This is a genomic window from Limnobacter sp. 130, assembly GCF_902506325.1.
Classification (GTDB): Bacteria; Pseudomonadota; Gammaproteobacteria; order Burkholderiales; family Burkholderiaceae_B; genus Limnobacter.
On the sequence record NZ_LR732330.1, the window covers coordinates 739471 to 755947 of the forward strand.

Annotated in this window: 13 protein-coding genes; 8 read left to right on the plus strand and 5 right to left on the minus strand. The window is 52.8% G+C overall.

Features of this window, described 5'->3' with window-relative positions:
* The first annotated feature begins 52 nt into the window (after positions 1–52).
* The 3 genes from FRIGORI9N_RS12460 to FRIGORI9N_RS12470 are packed head-to-tail and all read left to right on the plus strand — an operon-like array spanning position 53 to position 3240.
* The gene (locus FRIGORI9N_RS12460; protein ID WP_159571560.1) at positions 53–1468 is read left to right on the plus strand and encodes a circularly permuted type 2 ATP-grasp protein; all 1416 of its coding nucleotides are present in this window, start codon (positions 53–55) and stop codon (positions 1466–1468) included.
* 12 nt (positions 1469–1480) lie between these two features.
* On the plus strand, positions 1481–2440 hold the full coding sequence (locus FRIGORI9N_RS12465; RefSeq protein WP_159571563.1) for an alpha-E domain-containing protein: 960 nt from the start codon (positions 1481–1483) through the stop codon (positions 2438–2440).
* Entirely contained in the window at positions 2437–3240 is an 804-nt protein-coding gene (locus FRIGORI9N_RS12470; RefSeq protein WP_159571565.1) for a transglutaminase family protein, read from the plus strand. Before FRIGORI9N_RS12465 ends, FRIGORI9N_RS12470 begins: the two co-directional genes overlap by 4 nt.
* Before the next feature lie 368 nt (positions 3241–3608).
* Here the strand turns inward: FRIGORI9N_RS12470 and FRIGORI9N_RS12475 are convergent, their stop codons facing one another.
* On the minus strand, positions 3609–4376 hold the full coding sequence (locus FRIGORI9N_RS12475) for a 3-hydroxybutyrate dehydrogenase (RefSeq protein ID WP_159571878.1): 768 nt from the start codon (positions 4374–4376) through the stop codon (positions 3609–3611).
* Positions 4377–4460: 84 nt separating this feature from the next.
* On the opposite strand from FRIGORI9N_RS12475, the gene FRIGORI9N_RS12480 reads away from it, so the two are divergent.
* Together FRIGORI9N_RS12480 and FRIGORI9N_RS12485 are read left to right on the plus strand one after the other, a co-directional pair.
* Positions 4461–5321, plus strand: coding sequence for an alpha/beta fold hydrolase (locus FRIGORI9N_RS12480; protein ID WP_159571568.1), 861 nt, complete (start codon positions 4461–4463; stop codon positions 5319–5321).
* Positions 5322–5351: 30 nt separating this feature from the next.
* Positions 5352–7646 carry a bifunctional (p)ppGpp synthetase/guanosine-3',5'-bis(diphosphate) 3'-pyrophosphohydrolase gene (locus tag FRIGORI9N_RS12485; RefSeq protein WP_159571571.1) on the plus strand — a complete coding sequence of 765 codons (2295 nt, stop codon included), beginning with the start codon at positions 5352–5354 and terminating at the stop codon, positions 7644–7646.
* Positions 7647–7650: 4 nt separating this feature from the next.
* Here FRIGORI9N_RS12485 and ppk1 read toward each other — a convergent pair whose 3' ends face one another.
* Positions 7651–9792, minus strand: a complete 2142-nt coding sequence (ppk1, locus tag FRIGORI9N_RS12490; protein WP_159571574.1) for a polyphosphate kinase 1 — start codon at positions 9790–9792, stop codon at positions 7651–7653.
* Between the two features lie 144 nt (positions 9793–9936).
* Here ppk1 and ppx point away from each other — a divergent pair, with 144 nt between their 5' ends.
* Entirely contained in the window at positions 9937–11436 is a 1500-nt protein-coding gene (gene ppx / locus FRIGORI9N_RS12495) for an exopolyphosphatase (protein WP_159571577.1), read from the plus strand.
* A gap of 21 nt (positions 11437–11457) precedes the next feature.
* Here the strand turns inward: ppx and FRIGORI9N_RS12500 are convergent, their stop codons facing one another.
* Entirely contained in the window at positions 11458–12258 is an 801-nt protein-coding gene (locus tag FRIGORI9N_RS12500; protein WP_201301489.1) for a GNAT family N-acetyltransferase, read from the minus strand.
* A gap of 254 nt (positions 12259–12512) precedes the next feature.
* On the opposite strand from FRIGORI9N_RS12500, the gene FRIGORI9N_RS12505 reads away from it, so the two are divergent.
* Positions 12513–12722, plus strand: coding sequence for a cold-shock protein (locus tag FRIGORI9N_RS12505; protein ID WP_008251850.1), 210 nt, complete (start codon positions 12513–12515; stop codon positions 12720–12722).
* 56 nt (positions 12723–12778) lie between these two features.
* Here FRIGORI9N_RS12505 and FRIGORI9N_RS12510 read toward each other — a convergent pair whose 3' ends face one another.
* Both FRIGORI9N_RS12510 and FRIGORI9N_RS12515 read right to left on the minus strand, forming a co-directional pair.
* Positions 12779–14632: a hypothetical protein gene (locus FRIGORI9N_RS12510; protein ID WP_159571580.1), complete on the minus strand. Its 1854-nt coding sequence runs from the start codon at positions 14630–14632 to the stop codon at positions 12779–12781.
* 102 nt (positions 14633–14734) lie between these two features.
* A complete protein-coding gene (locus FRIGORI9N_RS12515; protein WP_159571583.1) occupies positions 14735–15403 on the minus strand; it encodes a haloacid dehalogenase type II in 669 nt (222 codons plus the stop codon).
* A 103-nt stretch (positions 15404–15506) separates the two neighbouring features.
* Between FRIGORI9N_RS12515 and FRIGORI9N_RS12520 the strand changes: the two genes are divergently transcribed.
* Positions 15507–16409, plus strand: a complete 903-nt coding sequence (locus FRIGORI9N_RS12520) for a LysR family transcriptional regulator (protein WP_159571586.1) — start codon at positions 15507–15509, stop codon at positions 16407–16409.
* Positions 16410–16477 lie beyond the last annotated feature (68 nt).

The following is a 16477-nucleotide window of genomic DNA, read 5'->3' on the forward strand; positions in this document are numbered from 1 at the left end:
TTGGCATGCTTCTTGTTACTTCAAAACTACACAGAACAGGAATAATCAACTTATGTCAGCAACACCCTTCGACGAAATGTACACGCCCGGCGGCGAAATTCGCCCGCATTACCTGGATTTTTCGCGATGGCTGGAAATACAAACCCCTGAGAAATTGCAAAACAAGCGAGCCGAGGCAGATCTTATTTTCAGACGTGTGGGGATTACGTTTGCTGTGTATGGCGAAGAATCGGGAACGGAGCGATTAATTCCATTCGACATCGTGCCGCGCGTCATCAAGGCGTCTGAATGGAAAACACTGGAAGCCGGATTGTGCCAGCGTGTCCAAGCGCTCAACATGTTTTTGAAAGACATTTACAACGAGCAAAAAATACTGGGCACAGGGCTAATTCCGCCTGAACAGATTTTCAACAATGAACAATACCGCCCTGAAATGCAGGGCGTGAAAGTGGCTGGCGATATTTATGCCCACATTGCAGGTGTGGACGTGGTGCGTGCCGGTGAAGGCGAGTTTTATGTACTCGAGGACAACCTGCGTGTGCCCTCAGGCGTCAGCTACATGCTCGAAAACCGGAAAATGATGATGCGCCTGTTTCCGGAACTGTTTGCCCGCAACCGCGTGGCTCCGGTTGAACACTACCCCGACAATTTACTGGAAAACCTGCGTTCGGTCTCGCCACAAAACAGCACCGACCCCACAGTGGTTTTGCTTACGCCAGGCATGTACAACTCGGCCTATTTCGAGCACGCCTTTCTGGCCCAGCAAATGGGTATTGAATTGGTGGAAGGAAAAGACATGTTTGTGGATGAGGAAGTGCTCTACATGCGCACCACTCAAGGTCCAAAACGTGTGGATGTCATTTACCGCAGGCTGGACGACGACTTTCTCGATCCACTGGCATTTCGCGAAGATTCACAACTGGGCGTTCCCGGCCTGTTGTCGGTGTACCGCGCAGGCAATGTCACACTGGCCAACGCCATAGGCACGGGTGTGGCCGATGACAAATCGATCTATCCTTATGTGCCTGACATGATTCGCTTTTATCTCAGCGAAGAACCGATTATTCAAAACGTACCCACTTGGCAATGCCGCAAACCCGAGCAATTGAAAGAGGTGCTGGACAAACTGCCTGAACTGGTCGTGAAAGAAGTGCATGGCGCGGGTGGATACGGCATGTTGGTAGGACCGGCATCCACCAAGGCGCAAATTGAAGACTTCCGCAAGAAACTCATTTCTGATCCTGCGAAATTCATTGCCCAACCCACACTGGCTTTGTCGACATGCCCCACCTTTGTGGAACAGGGCTTGGCGCCCCGCCACATTGACCTGCGCCCCTTTGTGTTATCGGGCAGCAAGGTCAGCCTGATCCCGGGCGGCCTAAGCCGGGTGGCGCTGCGCGAGGGCTCGCTGGTGGTGAACAGCAGCCAGGGCGGTGGCACCAAAGACACTTGGGTACTGGAACGATAAGGAGCAATCAACATGCTAAGTAGAACTGCTGACCACTTGTTCTGGATGGCACGTTACATTGAACGTGCCGAGAACACAGCCCGCATGCTCGATGTCAACGTACAAACTGCCCTGCTTCCGCAAGACCCGGAGAATGCGGAACAAGGATGGCGAGCCATGTTGTCAATTTGCGAATTGACCGAAGCATTTGCGCAACGCCACGACGAGGTTAGCGCAGAGGCCGTGATTGACTTCATGGTCAAAGACCCTAGCAACCCCTCCAGCATTTATTGCTGCTTGCAAGGTGCCCGGGAAAACGCACGTGCGGTGCGTGGTGCCTTAACGACCGAAGTTTGGGAAACCAACAACACCACATGGCTTGAACTGAAAAAAGTGTTGGCCGACGGCACAGTTGAACGCGACCCCTCCGAGTTTTTTGAGTGGGTGAAGTTTCGCAGCCATTTGTCCCGGGGGGTGACCATTGGCACCATGTTGAAGGACGACGCATTTCGGTTTATTCGGCTAGGTACCTTTCTGGAACGTGCAGACAACACCGCGCGACTGTTGGATGTGAAGTTCCACAGCATGCCTTTTAGCCCTTTGGCCAATTTGAATACCGCCGACCCACATGCCGACTATTATCACTGGGCCGCGATTTTGCGTTCAGTGTCTGCCTTCGAAACTTACCGGAAGGTGTATCGGGATGTGATTACACCCGACCGTGTTGCCGAGCTGCTGATTTTGCGTGATGACATGCCAAGGTCACTGCTGGCCTCGCTCAACGAAGTGTGTGCCAACCTGGAGATGATTCGAAACGATTATTCCGCATCCACTGAACGCCGCGCGGGTAAGCTGCGTGCTGAATTGCTGTACAGCCAAATCGACGATATTTTGCAGATGGGTTTGCACGCTTATCTCACCAATTTCCTGGAGCGTGTGAACGATTTGGGCAACCGAATCAGCAAAGATTTCCTGGTGCCGCTTGAGGCATGAAACTGCGCATTCAACACCACACCACTTACCGCTACACCTGGCCTGTGCTGTACAGCATTCAGCATGTGCGCCTGACACCGCAGCAAGACACCAAGCAAAGAATTATCGACTGGAAAATAAAAACACCCGCGAAACATCACAGTGCGCGCGATCACCACGGCAATGCGGTGCACACCTTCTCAGTCAATCAGCAACATCGCGAATTAACGGTACAGTCACAAGGGCAAGTTGAAATTGATCCACTTGACGATGGTTATACCCCGGCCCGCCAATTTTCACTCAACCCCCTGGTGTACACGCCCACAACGCCATTGACGCAGTACAGCGATGAGATGCGGGACTTTGCCAGTTTCGTGACCGATACCCACGTTCCATTTGCACATCGAATACTGACACTGGCGCATGCAGTAGCAGACCGGGTTGTGTACACCAAAGGCAGCACCACGGTGGCTGATTCTGCCATGCAAGCCTTCGAGAATGGTCAGGGTGTTTGTCAGGATCACTCGCATGTGATGCTGGCCTGCCTGCGTGCGCATCGTATTCCTGCGCGATATGTGAGTGGTTATTTTTTCAATCCCAATGTGGAGCAACACGACAGCCACGCGTGGGTCGAGGTGTTCGACGAAGATCGGCAGCAGTGGTTGGGGGTAGACGCCACGCACAAATCATTGGTGCAAGGCAATCACTGCCGCCTGGCTGTTGCCAAAGACTTCACTGGTGCATCACCAATTCGCGGCATTCGCACTGGGGGTGGGCAAGAAAATTTGGACGTTCAAGTGACCATTGAGCGGGTTGGTTAGATTACCAACTGGTTTTTATAGCTCGATCGGCTTGGGTTCCGCTTTCTAGAACGCTCGTTAACTGCCCAATCGGCTTGGGTTTCAATCTCTCGCCTGAAAACCTGATCCTCCCTTTTTGAAATTCACCCTGACTCACCTCGCTCGGCAAAAAGGCGGGCCGAGTCTCGGTGCCGGCCTTTGGCCGACCGTGGCGGGTAAATTCAAACGGGCAGGTTTTCTTGAAGGCGAAGCGATCGAAACACCGCCGCCGATTGGGCGCTGAACCCAGCGGTGAACATTCAAGTGCGGCTCAAGTAACCCATGCAGAGTGGGCAACAAACCGTGGCAGTGACCCAGAAAATCGGGATCTGCAGCCCACAAAGCGACGCTTACTGCGCTAACCACCCGCCGTCCATATTCCATGCAGCACCACGCACCTCCTGTGCATCGTCCGAACACAAAAACACCACCAGCCCACCCAACTGCTCGGGTGTTACAAACTCTTGCGAAGGTTGCTTTTCACTCAACAAGCCCACTTTGGCATCTTCCACGGAAACGCCCTCTTTTTCCGCACGCGCATCAACCTGCGCCTGTACAAGCGGGGTCAGCACCCAGCCCGGGCACACCGCGTTGCAGGTAATACCGCTTTTCGCATTTTCCAAAGCCACTACCTTGGTCAGACCCACAATGCCGTGCTTGGCCGCCACATAAGCCGATTTGTTGGCTGACGCCACCAAACCATGCGCCGAAGCAATATTGACAATACGCCCCCAGTTGCGTGCCTGCATACCGGGCAAGGCCAATCGCGTGGTGTGGAAAGCCGCGCTCAGGTTGATCGCAATGACAGCATCCCACTTTGCAGGATCAAAGCTTTCCACCGGCGAAACATGTTGAATACCTGCGTTGTTCACCAGAACATCCAGACTGCCGAACAAAGCCTCTGTACTTCTCACCAAGTCTTCAACTTCAACCACCTTCGTCAAATCAGCGCCGTGATAACCCACTTTCACGCCATAGGCAGCAATACTTTGCCTGGCCGCTTCAATTTGTTCAGGCGACCCAAAACCGTTGAGCATCACGTTCACGCCCTTGGCAGCCAGGCGCTGGGCAATACCCAAACCGATACCACTGGTCGAACCAGTGACCAACGCATTCATGTTCTTAAAATCCACGGATGAACCTCTTTCGATAATGAAACTCTGAAATACTGATTAAAACAATTCACTGGAGGGTATTGAACAATGCTGACAGCGCGCTTGCACACCGTGCAATGGTTAAGCCCGCAAGGCTTACACAATTTAGCCTACCGCGAATGGGGCGACCCCGACAACCCACATGTGCTGTTGTGTGTGCATGGACTCACCCGCAGCAGTGCTGATTTTGAAGCGCTGGCCCAGGAATTGGGCAAATCCATACGCGTTGTAGCAGCCGACATGCCAGGCCGGGGAAAATCGGATTGCTTGGCCGATCCTGCCCTGTATGGCGTACCCACCTATGTTGGCGCCTGTGTGGCACTGGTGGCCCGTTTAAATGCAGAGACACTGGACTGGTTGGGTACCTCCATGGGTGGGCTGATCGGCATGGGCTATGCAAGCCTGCCCAACAACCCCATTCGAAAGCTGATATTGAATGATGTTGGCCCAAGCCTGAATTTCAGCGCTTTGCAACGCATTGGCGATTACGTTGGGAAACCCGTTCAATTTCAAACACTTCAAGAAGCACGCCTTTATATTCGAACAATTTCCCAGCCCTTTGGCCCACACTCTGAATCGCAATGGAATGAATTGTGCGATTCCGTGTTGGTCGAAAAAAACGGACATTGGCAGCCCCACTACGACCCCGCAATCGGCCAGGCATTTCAAAACCTGTCAGAATCCACCACCTTGCTGCATGAAACTGCACTTTGGGCAGCATTTGATGCGATCAAGGCCGACACCTTGGTGGTGCGCGGGGAACACTCCGACCTGCTGTCGAAACAAACAGTGTCGGAAATGAGTCAACGTGGCCCCAGGCCACGCGTTATCGAGGTGCCGGGCGTTGGTCATGCCCCTACTTTCATGCAGAACGAGCAAATTAATATTGTTCGCGACTTTTTGTTTTAAACTGGTCTTAACGAATCCACCCAAGCACACATGGTTTCAGTTTCATCAACACTGGGCTCTGAAAAAAAAGGCAGCGCTTCTGCGCCTGCCCTGGTGTTGTTGAATAAATTTGACGCTGCCCGCGTTGAGGAAGCACTCAACTACGCCCGGGCTCATGCGGCCGATCATCTTCTGGACACCCAAGAATCTGCCATTCAACACATGCTGGCGGTGGCCGACCTGTTGGCTGAGCTGCGAGCTGACGCCAACACCCGAATTGCCGGTGCTTTGGGCCCCTTGGTGTTTTTCGACAAACACCTTGAAAGCCAAATGGAGAAGAAATTTGGGGACGAGGTAGGCCGCATGCTGGCCAGCCTGCGCAAGCTTTTCAAAATGCGATCCATGGTGGGCCCCAGTGCCAGCCGCACCACCATTGAAACCTTGCGCTGGGCCGATCAAATTGAAACCCTGCGCAAAATGTTGTTGGCCATGTCCACCGACATTCGCGTCATCATGATTCGTTTGTGCTCGCGTCTTCAAACCCTGCGGCACTTCACCAGTCACGACGACATCAAAAACGAAAAAGGTCCTTTGTGGGCCTATGCCGTGTCGCACGCGCAAGAAACCCTTGACCTGTATGCGCCCTTGGCCAACCGCTTGGGCCTGTGGCAACTGAAGTGGGAACTTGAGGACTTGTCATTCCGCATTTTGCAACCGAACACGTACAAAAACGTGGCGAAAATGCTGGATGAAAAGCGCATTGAGCGCGAAGCTTTCATTGAATCTGCAATGACAAGTATCAAGGAAAACCTGCTGCTTGCCGGTATTCATTGCGAAATCACGGGGCGCCCGAAACACATCTACAGCATTTGGAACAAAATGCGCGGCAAAGGCGTCAGCTTTGACAAGCTGTACGATGTGCGTGCCTGCCGGGTGATTTTAGACACAGTCGATGACTGTTACACAGCCTTGGGAATTGTTCACAACTTGTGGACCCCCATTTCCGAGGAGTTCGACGACTACATCAGCAAACCCAAGCCCAACGGTTACCAAAGCCTGCACACTGTGGTGCAGGACGAAACCGGTAAAACACTCGAGGTGCAAATTCGCACTGAGGCCATGCATCAGTTCGCTGAATATGGTGTGGCTGCGCATTGGCGCTACAAAGAATCGGGCAAAGACGGTTACACCGGCGAAAGTCGCGCTGAGGGTCAGTTTGAGGAACGCATTGCCTTGTTGCGCCAACTGCTGGCGTGGCAAAAAGATGTGACCGACACCATGGGCGAGGCCAGCGACTGGGCGCAGGAAATGAAAACCAGCGCCCTGAACGATCGGGTGTACGTGTTCACTCCGCAAGCCAAAGTGGTGGAATTGCCCACTGGCAGCACACCACTCGATTTTGCCTACCATGTACACACCGAGCTGGGTCACCGCTGCCGGGGTGCCAAGGTAAACGGGCAAATGGTGCAATTAAACACCCCGCTGGACAACGGCCAAACTGTGGAAATTGTGAGCGCGCGGGGCGACGCGGCCACCGGGCCTTCCCGCGACTGGCTAAACCCGACCCAAAAATATTTGATCAGCCACCGCGCACGCCAAAAGGTAAAGCAGTGGTTTGCGCAACAAGAACGCAAGGAAACGCTTGAACGCGGCCGTGCTATTGCCGAGCGCGAACTTCAACGCATTGGGCAAACCGCACAAAACCTGGAGTTGTTGGCCCAGAAGCTGGGATACGAGAAACCCGATGACTTGTATGTTGCGCTGGCCCGTGAAGAAATACGACCCCGCGCGATCGAAAATGCATTGCGGGCCGACCTGCAACCCTCGGGCCCCTTGTCCGACGAAGAACAGATTGAAATTCTCAACAAGCGCAAAGCCGGCTCATTGGGCAACTCAACGGGCAAAGAATCGGGCGTGTTGGTGGTGGGTGTCAGCACACTGATGACCAACCTGGCCCGGTGCTGTCGCCCTGCTCCACCCGATCCCATTATCGGTTTTGTAACCCGTGGCAAAGGTGTATCCATTCACCGCCTGGGCTGCTCCAACCTGGCCGAGGTCATGCGTCGCCAACCCGAGCGCCTGATTGAAACCACCTGGGGAGAATCCTCGGGCCTTCATTACCCGGTCGACATTGCAGTGACCGCGAATGACAGGCAAGGTTTGTTGCGCGATATCACTGAAGTGTTTTCAAAAGACAAAATCAACGTGATTGGCGTGCAAACTGAAACACAACGCGGGGTTGCCAAAATGCAATTCACCGCTGAAGTCAACAGCGGTGAACAATTGCGAGGCGCACTGACACACCTGCTCGAAGTCAACGGGGTGTTTGAAGTGCGGCGACGCTAATAATTCAATTTGATTCCGGTGGGCTGACAGGCTCCCTGTGTTCCACAAAACTGGCCGCCAATGTTGTTAACAAATAATTCTGCGAGTTCATGCGGCGCGCTCCCGTGGGCTTCTTGCGGGTGTAATTCCCCTGAGAATCCATGGTCCACGCCAGAATGTTGTCAGCCAGCAAAGCTTTCAATCCTTCGTCAATCACGCGCTTTTTCAGTTTCTTGTCGGTAACCGGTACGGCCAGCTCCACACGTCTGAAGAAATTTCTGTCCATCCAGTCTGCACTGGAAATAAAGACTTCTTCATCGCCATCATTGCTGAAGTAAAACACTCGGCTGTGTTCCAGCAAACGACCCACCACAGAGCGAACGGTGATGTTCTCGCTTAGGTTCGGAACTCCGGGACGCAGTGCACACACCCCCCGAACGATCAAATCAATTTTTACACCGGCTTGCGAGGCCGCATACAACTCATTGATCAAATTCGGCTCGAGCAAGGCATTCATGCGCGCCATAATTCGACATTTTTTACCGGCTTTGGCCAGCTCAGCCTCTTTTCGTACTGCAATCACCACATTGCTGTGCAAATTAAAGGGCGAATTCCATATTTTGTTTAACTTGCGGGCACGGCCCAAACCAGTCAAATGGTTAAACACCTCGTGCACATCGTGCCCCAACGATTCATCGCAGGAAAACAAACCAAAATCGGTGTACAAACGCGCAGTTTTTGGGTGGTAGTTACCGGTACCCAAATGCACATAGCGGCGCAATATCACCTTGCCGGTCTCGGTTTTTTCACGGCGAACCACCATCACCATTTTGGCGTGGGTTTTCTGCCCCACCACCCCGTACACCACATGAGCACCCACGCGCTCAAGCTTGGATGCCCAGTTAATATTGGCTTCTTCATCAAAACGGGCCATCAACTCCAGCACCACCGTCACTTCCTTGCCACTGCGGGCTGCAGCCAACAAGCTGTCCATCAACACCGATTCAGTGCCCGTGCGGTATATGGTCTGCTTGATAGCCACCACATCGGGGTCGGTCGCAGCCTTCTTGATGAATTCCAGCACAGGGCTAAAACTTTGATAAGGGTGATGAAGCAATACATCGCCCTTTTGAATCGCCTTAAAGATATCAGGCTGCTTCACCAGTGCTTCAGGTCGCCCTGGCGCGAAAGGCGCAAACTTTAAATCAGGGCGATCCACCCAGTCTGGCAACTGCATCAAGCGCACCAAATTCACGGGGCCGTTCACGCGATACAGGGCCTGTTCCGATAGCCCGAACTCCTTCAACAGACGTGAAGTCATGTCGGCTGACGTTTGATCGCTTACCTCAAGACGCACAGCATCGCCAAAATGTCGCTGCGACAACTCGCCCTGCAAAGCCACACGCAGATTGGTGATTTCTTCTTCATCCACATAAAGGTCACTGTTGCGGGTTACGCGAAACTGGTACACACCGTGCACTTCCATGCCCGGGAAAAGTTCGGGAATAAAGGCCTGCAAAATCGAGGTCAACATCACAAAACCATGTTCGTAACCCGACAAATTGGACGGCATGCGAACAAGGCGTGGCAAAGCGCGTGGGGCCTGCACAATGGCCACATTCGATGCTCGACCAAACGCATCATGGCCAGTCAATTCAACAGCAAAATTCAAGGATTTGTTCAGCACACGTGGAAACGGGTGTGCGGGGTCGAGTCCAATCGGCGTTAAAACAGGCAACACCTCGTGCCGGAAGTATTGGCGAGCCCAGTGTGCCTGCTCCTCATTCCAGGTCGCCAGTGTCATCAAGGCAATGCTTTCCTCCCGAAGGGCGGGCAACACCGATTCATTGAGCAAACGGTACTGCTGCCCAACAATTTCTTGCGAGGCCACAGAAACCCGGTGCAATGTTTCCAGTGCGCTCAAGCCGTCTTTGTCGGTGAATTCCGGATTTTGCCGGATTTGTTCTTGCAACCCCGACACCCGGATCTCGAAGAACTCGTCCATGTTGCTGGACACGATGCACAGGTATTTCAAACGCTCCAGCAAAGGCACGCTCTCGTCTTCGGCCATGGCCAAAACCCGACGATTGAAGGCCAATACACCCAACTCGCGGTTCAAATACAATTCTTTATTGGGTGCTACGTCCGTGACGGTTGCTACTTTCAAGCAATACTCCAAGTGTCGATGCGTTACCCTTGATGGTATTTCAAAAATGTGACAAACATTTGAAAGTGGTCAAATGGCCACAAACAAAACCAGGGTGCTTCATTTGTGGCATCCTAGCGCCTGACCCGAATCACAGACCACACAATGTCCAAGCCACGCCAGTTGATTGCCGCCGTTGACATGGGTTCCAGCAGCTTTCGAATGATTGTTGCCCGAGTGGAAGAGCTCAACGGGCAATCCCAAATTTACATCATTGATACCCTTCGAGAACCCGTTCGTTTGGGTGCAGGCCTGAACGCTCAGAAGTGCCTGGACGAAGACTCCCAAGAGCGCGCTCTTGGCGCGTTGAGCCGTTTTGGCGAACGTTTGCGCTCGTTCAAGCCGGGCGAGGTACGTGCCGTCGCCACGAACGCAGTGCGGGTGGCGCGCAATGCTGCCGAATTTATTGCCAAGGCTGAAGCCGCGCTGGGATTCCCGATCGATGTAATTTCGGGTGTTGAGGAGGCTCGCCTGGTGTACTGCGGTGTTGCCCACCAATTGCCGATTGGACAAGGCAAGCGCCTGGTGGTCGACATTGGTGGGGGCTCCACTGAATTCATTATTGGCGAAGACTACGAGCCCGAAGCCATGGAAAGTTTGTACATTGGTTGCGTGAGCACCGCCCAGCAATACTTTACCGATGGCAGCATCAGCCCCCGCGCCATGAAAAACGCCATCATGGCGGCACGCAAAGAAGTTGCGGTACTGCGCCGCCAGATGCTGGACATGGGTTGGACTCACGCCATTGGATCTTCAGGCACAGCAAGGGCTTTGGCTGAAATATGCATTTCAAACGGGTTTACCCAACATGGCATGTCTGCTGAAGGCCTGAGGCTGATTCGAGAACATGTCACGGCAGCCGGGCACCTGGACAACATTACCCTTGAGGGGCTGAAGCTTGATCGCTTGCCCATGATGCCTGGCGGCCTTGCAGTGATGAGTGCCGTGTTTGAAGAGCTTGAAATTGAACAAATGGATGTGACCGATGGTGCGTTACGCCAAGGTTTGCTCTATGACATGCTGGGCCGCCAGCACAACGAAGACATGCGCGAAATTACAGTTGCGCAGTTTTTACACCGCTACAAAATTGACAGCAAACATGCGGGCAAGGTCAAAGTACTGGCCGAACTGTTGTTCAAGCAACTCATGAAACAACTGCCCGAATTAAAAGAGCAGCTACCGATGCTGCATTGGGCTGCCATGTTGCACGAGATTGGTTTGTCGATTGGTCACAATGGTCACCACAAGCATGCTGCCTACATTCTCAGTAACGCAGACATGCCCGGGTTTTCAAAACGCGAACAACAATTGTTGTCGACTTGGGTGCTGGCTCACAACGGAAAACTGGGCAAGGTCAGCGACATCGCCAACACCGCCATTCACTGGGCAGCGCCCATGTGCTTGCGCCTTGCAGCCCTGTTTTTGCGCCGCAGGGAGGTAGAGGCCTTGCCCGAACTCAAGGTGAAGCTGCTTGAACAAGGCATTCAAATAAGTGTGCCTAAAAACTGGCTGATCACCCACCCCTTGACCCAATACAGCCTTGAAACAGAGGTTGAACAGTGGCAACGAATCGGGCTTGAACTGGAGTTGCTGACCCGGCGCTGAACCGGGCTTATTCAAACCCGATCAGATAAAACCGAAGTGCCTTGCGTAACGTGGGCTCATCTTGTCGATTGACAACAGCATCATGAAGTCTGCGGTGTTGAAATCGGGATCCCATGCGGGCTCGCCACACACCACCGCGCCAAGGCGCAAATAACCTTTTACCAAGGGTGGCGGCTCAATTTCCACGTCGCAACGCAAGCGCTCAACCGGTAAACGGTTCTTAGGAAATACCTGGCAGCTGGCTTCGGCCAGGTGCGGCTCAAGCTGTTTGAACAGGCTGGCAGCCTGGTGGCCTCCATCGCGCAGGCTGACGCTTGCGCAACCAATCAGGTGCTTGTAGCCACCCAGCTTCATGTATTGCGCAATACCACTCCACAGCAGCATGATGGCCGCGCCATTGCGGTAATCCGGGTGTACGCAAGACCTGCCTACCTCAACGGTGGTTTTGCGCAACCTTTCAATGCGGTTCATGAAGAACTCGGTTTCTGAATACCAGCATTTCAGGCGTGCCGCATTCTCTGGCGCGAGAATGCGGTAAGTACCCACCACTTCGCCAGTTTGGCTGTTTCTTACAAGAAGGTGATCACAGTAGGCATCAAACACATCATGATCAATCCCGTTACTACCCAGATCTGCACCATATTCTTCGGAGAAAATATTAAAACGTAGTTTTTGGGCCTCAAGCACCTCAGCGGCTGTTCTGGCCAGACAAACCTCCAGCGAAGGGGCCTGTGCGCGCGCAGGAGTACTCAGGTACAAGGCATTTCTCAAGGCATCTTGCTTGGTGACATCGTGCTTGATCGCTTCCATCCAAGGGTCCATTTGTCATTTCGATGACACGAAATGTACGGATTGCATGTGACAGTGCGATAAAAGAAATGTGAAGAAAAGGTGACTGAACTGAAAATGTTGCTTGACAAGCTTCAGGAAAAGCCTAAACTGGCTTCAGCAAAAAAAATTTGGCGCTACTTCAGGTCAGTTCAATTCAGGCAAACCGCTTAAGCAATAGTTCTGTTTCTCGAATTTCACCCAGTTTTTTAGCTATTTTGTTCAATTCAGAAATCCAGGATATTGCTATGTCTGATACCGTAACCGGTCAAGTTAAATTTTTCAACGAATCCAAAGGCTTTGGCTTCATTTCCCGTGAAAACGGTCCTGACGTGTTCGTACACTTCAGCGCCATTCAGGGCAACGGCTTCAAAACCTTGGCTGAAGGCCAGAAAGTGTCTTTCACTGTGACTCAAGGTCAGAAAGGCCCACAAGCTGAAAACGTAACAGCGCTGTAATTCTCGCGTCTACGTGAAAAAGCCGCCCTTGGGCGGCTTTTTTTATGCCTGTCGTGTCAAGCCCAGGCCACAGGTTTTCTTTTGCTACCCGCCAGTTCCAGTGGCCTCGCCACGTTGCCATTCCAACCCTCGAGATGACAAGCGCCTTTGGCAGCCCCCATCAAAATGGCGGCTGGTATGGCAACCAAGAGCATTTGCGCAGCAGTGCTGATGATTGAAATTCCCAAGCCAATGGCACCAAAAGGTACATTCAAGGGGAATTTGACCTTGGTCAATGCCTCGGGCCCACCCAAACCCACACCATTGCCCGCCGCCAGAGAAAGAAAAAGAAACGCATCAACTGCGGCCCAGATAGAGCTGGCCACTGCGCGGCCTATGCTGAAACTCGCCGTGCGGGAATTGGGTATTTTCAGTGCCGACTCGGTAATGTATCCCGCCAACTTGGCGATTGGACGAGTTAACTGATAATTCAGAGACATCAGAATGCCGTGATTAAACACCCTCAGCCCCTCGGACATCCGGGCCAAACTGCGCGTCACCGGCCCATATTGATGCGAGTTGTTCAGCATACTTTCCGCGCTGTAACGCAAGCTGGCTGCGGTTGGCCTAACCTGCGCCTGCACGCCCTCTTTCCTGACAAAACCAAGAACATGCACAAGACTTTTAGACACACCCTTGCGCAACGTCTCTGCGCCCTTCTCAACACAGTGGCGAAGATCCATGAAATTTTCGTGTGGATCAGAATGAACGGCAGAATGTTCGATCAAGTTGGTCAAAGCCAAAAAGTGATTTTCACGGGCCAACAGTTCGGCTTTGGCTGACCTGGCATCGAGAAAGTTGCCTGGTGTACTGCCAGTCGGGCTTAACTCCGTAAGATAAGACCCAATCGTTTTTTCAATGGCCTGCTTGATCTGTGCTTCGTTGTGGTAATTGTTGGCGTTCTCAAGCAGCCGATTCAACAACAAAGGCAAACTATTTGCAGCACAGTATTTTTCGCCGATCTTGTATCGCAAGGCTTTCGCCAGCAAGGTGATGGCGCCCGGCTTGTTTTTGACGTCATTTAACAACAAAAAAATACGGTGAAGGTGCTTGTCCTTGTTGAACTGGATCAGGCCCGTCACTGCGCCACTCAAACTGGATTTTGAAGCGACCATGCAGCTGCTTGCACCAAGTGCCAGAGACACCATGGCAGAGACCGCCGAAATTGCACTAAAGCTGCATGCCAGGGCGCGCATGTCAGCAAGCAATGCCTGCGACACATTGTTGAAAGCCCGGCCCAAACTCTCTGTGAATACACCTCGGGAAAACAGTGCTACGGCGCCCGCGACCAAGGGGAGAGCAGCAAGAACACGCAGCTGGCTGGTGAAGGACTTGTCATCCCGATTGGGCGTTATTGCGATCTTGCTGAGTTTCAACAGCAAGCCAGTGGGCGCTGCACCCAACTCAGTGACACCGTTTGCGCAGTGGGCCCAGCGAGAAAGCTTGACCGCACGCTGATCTGGTTTGGACAAACCAAACCGGGGCTCACTTAATTCGGGGTTAAACCTTAAATTGTCTTGTCGGTAAAACCGTGCCTTGAGCAAGGCACTGTCAAAGACATTAACTTGTTTGCCGTCAACAGCATTTTTGTACTGCTCCGCAAACAATGCAGCGGATACCCGCTGGCTGCTTTCGTAAGCCGCCCGGTGATAACGCGCGTCTGCATTGTTACCCTCGATCCAGGCCCGAAGCCTGGATTGCCAGCCTTTGCGAACCAGCTGCCCATGGCTCAGCGATTTGTAATTCGCTTTGCGAATGGTGTGAGCCCGACAGGCAGGCAAAGAAAAATCATCTTTCCTGGGCGAAAACCTTGATTCAACAGGCACAACCGCGCCTGAATGCGTTGAAACCAATGGTGGGGAGCCAGCCATTACTACTTCCTTTTCTTGAACTCAAGACAAGGATCGACAGTATTTTTTTTATTACGGTGCCACGAATCAACATGGCTGGCAAAATCTTGGACTCTTGCTCCCTCAGATGAGGGACAACACGTCGTTTAAATTGCGGCCAGTCGCCATGGGTTCTACATCCAGCCTTTCCAGAGGCAAACCAGCGCGGTTCACCCAGAGTGTGGGCAGACCAAACCAGGAGGCGCCGCATGCATCCCAGCAGTTGCTGGAAACAAACAAGGCCTCAGACGCTTGTAGCCCAAAGTGATTCAAACCCATTTGATACACAGCGCTGTGAATTTTGAAGGTTTGCAGCGAATCGACGGACAGTACGGCATCGAGCAGGTCCTGAAAGTTCGCCCCACGCACTGCCACGTTCAGCATTTCTGTGTTGCCGTTGGACAAAATTGCAGTTTTGATGCCCCGACTTTTCAACGCTTGCAACACCGCTCTGTTCTCGGGATAAGCCGCAAGACTTGAATACACATTGAGCAAACGGCGCTGGCGTTCTTCGCTTAAATCAAGCTTGAGTGCCTCGCAGGCATAACGCAGCGCATCAATGGTGATGTCCCAAAAGGGCTTGTAGCGCCCAGCCATGGCACGCAGGCGCGTGTATTCAATTTGTTTATCGCGCCACAGCACGGATAGCGCTGCGCCCTGCCCGGGAAATATTTGCTCTGCAGTGCTAGAGACTGAATACACATCAAACAAGGTGCCATACGCATCAAAAAGTACCAATTTCGGAGTTGCCATTCATTACACCTTTCATTGCGAATTGATTAATCTCTAGTTTATTGAATTAAACCAGCATACTCTTTCAATTAATTGAAGACATTTTTACCTTTTACGCAAAAGCATGGATCACTTTAAACAAATTACCACCTTTGCAGCAGTGGCCACAAAAGGCAGCCTTTCGGCAGCGGCCAGGGATGAAGGCGTGGCACCGGCTGTGATCAGCAGACGCCTTGATGCACTCGAGGAACGCTTGGGCGTGAAACTTCTGATTCGCACCACCCGCACCTTGAACCTGACCTATGAGGGCTCAGCCTTTCTAGAGGACTGTCAGCGAATATTGAACGACCTGTCCAATGCCGAAGCCAGTGTAAGCCTGGGTGGCATCAAGGCCAGCGGTCACCTTCGCGTATCAGCACCGGGTGGTTTTGGAAGGCAGCACGTGGCGCCGTTGGTGCATGATTTCGTGCGCGAGCATCCAGAAGTCACTGTGTCGCTGGATTTGTCAGACCGGGTTGTGGATTTGTTGAATGAAAGCATGGACTGTGCAGTCCGCATTGGTGTGTTGCCTGACTCCAGCCTGGTCGGTGTGAAACTGGCAGACAACCAACGGCTGGTGGTTGCCACCCCAACCTACCTGCAACGGCACGGTTGTCCGCAGCACCCCAATGATTTGGCCCAACACAATTGCTTGAATCTGGTGAGCTCGGGCGCCCCAAGTGGCTGGCTGTTCACAATCAATGGCGAAGCCACACAAATCAGGGTAAGCGGCAGCCTGGCTTGCAATGACGGCTCATCGATTCTGGATTGGGCACTGGACGATGCCGGGCTGGCTTGGCGCAGCCGCTGGGAGGTGCAACAGCACCTTCGCCACGGCAACCTGGTCACCGTTCTGGACGATTTCATTGCGCCACCCAATGCAATTTACGTTGTATTCCCTCAAAGGAAACACCTCCCCCTGCGCGTTCGCTTGTGGATCGATTTCCTGAAACACCGCTACAGCATTGACTCGTACTGGAACGCCTGAAACTTGAGGGCGATAAACCGTGAAAAGCCCCCTTTAATCTTTGAATTGATGTACAGGCAGGTGTAACA

Bases quoted from the DNA above. Each gene is read 5' to 3' on its own strand.
- FRIGORI9N_RS12460 (WP_159571560.1), top strand. From the start codon at position 53: ATGTCAGCAACACCCTTCGACGAAATGTACACGCCCGGCGGCGAAATT.
- FRIGORI9N_RS12465 (WP_159571563.1), top strand. From the start codon at position 1,481: ATGCTAAGTAGAACTGCTGACCACTTGTTCTGGATGGCACGTTACATT.
- FRIGORI9N_RS12470 (WP_159571565.1), top strand. From the start codon at position 2,437: ATGAAACTGCGCATTCAACACCACACCACTTACCGCTACACCTGGCCT.
- FRIGORI9N_RS12475 (WP_159571878.1), bottom strand. From the start codon at position 4,376: ATGAATGCGTTGGTCACTGGTTCGACCAGTGGTATCGGTTTGGGTATT.
- FRIGORI9N_RS12480 (WP_159571568.1), top strand. From the start codon at position 4,461: ATGCTGACAGCGCGCTTGCACACCGTGCAATGGTTAAGCCCGCAAGGC.
- FRIGORI9N_RS12485 (WP_159571571.1), top strand. From the start codon at position 5,352: ATGGTTTCAGTTTCATCAACACTGGGCTCTGAAAAAAAAGGCAGCGCT.
- ppx (WP_159571577.1), top strand. From the start codon at position 9,937: ATGTCCAAGCCACGCCAGTTGATTGCCGCCGTTGACATGGGTTCCAGC.
- FRIGORI9N_RS12500 (WP_201301489.1), bottom strand. From the start codon at position 12,258: ATGGACCCTTGGATGGAAGCGATCAAGCACGATGTCACCAAGCAAGAT.
- FRIGORI9N_RS12505 (WP_008251850.1), top strand. From the start codon at position 12,513: ATGTCTGATACCGTAACCGGTCAAGTTAAATTTTTCAACGAATCCAAA.
- FRIGORI9N_RS12510 (WP_159571580.1), bottom strand. From the start codon at position 14,632: ATGGCTGGCTCCCCACCATTGGTTTCAACGCATTCAGGCGCGGTTGTG.
- FRIGORI9N_RS12515 (WP_159571583.1), bottom strand. From the start codon at position 15,403: ATGGCAACTCCGAAATTGGTACTTTTTGATGCGTATGGCACCTTGTTT.
- FRIGORI9N_RS12520 (WP_159571586.1), top strand. From the start codon at position 15,507: ATGGATCACTTTAAACAAATTACCACCTTTGCAGCAGTGGCCACAAAA.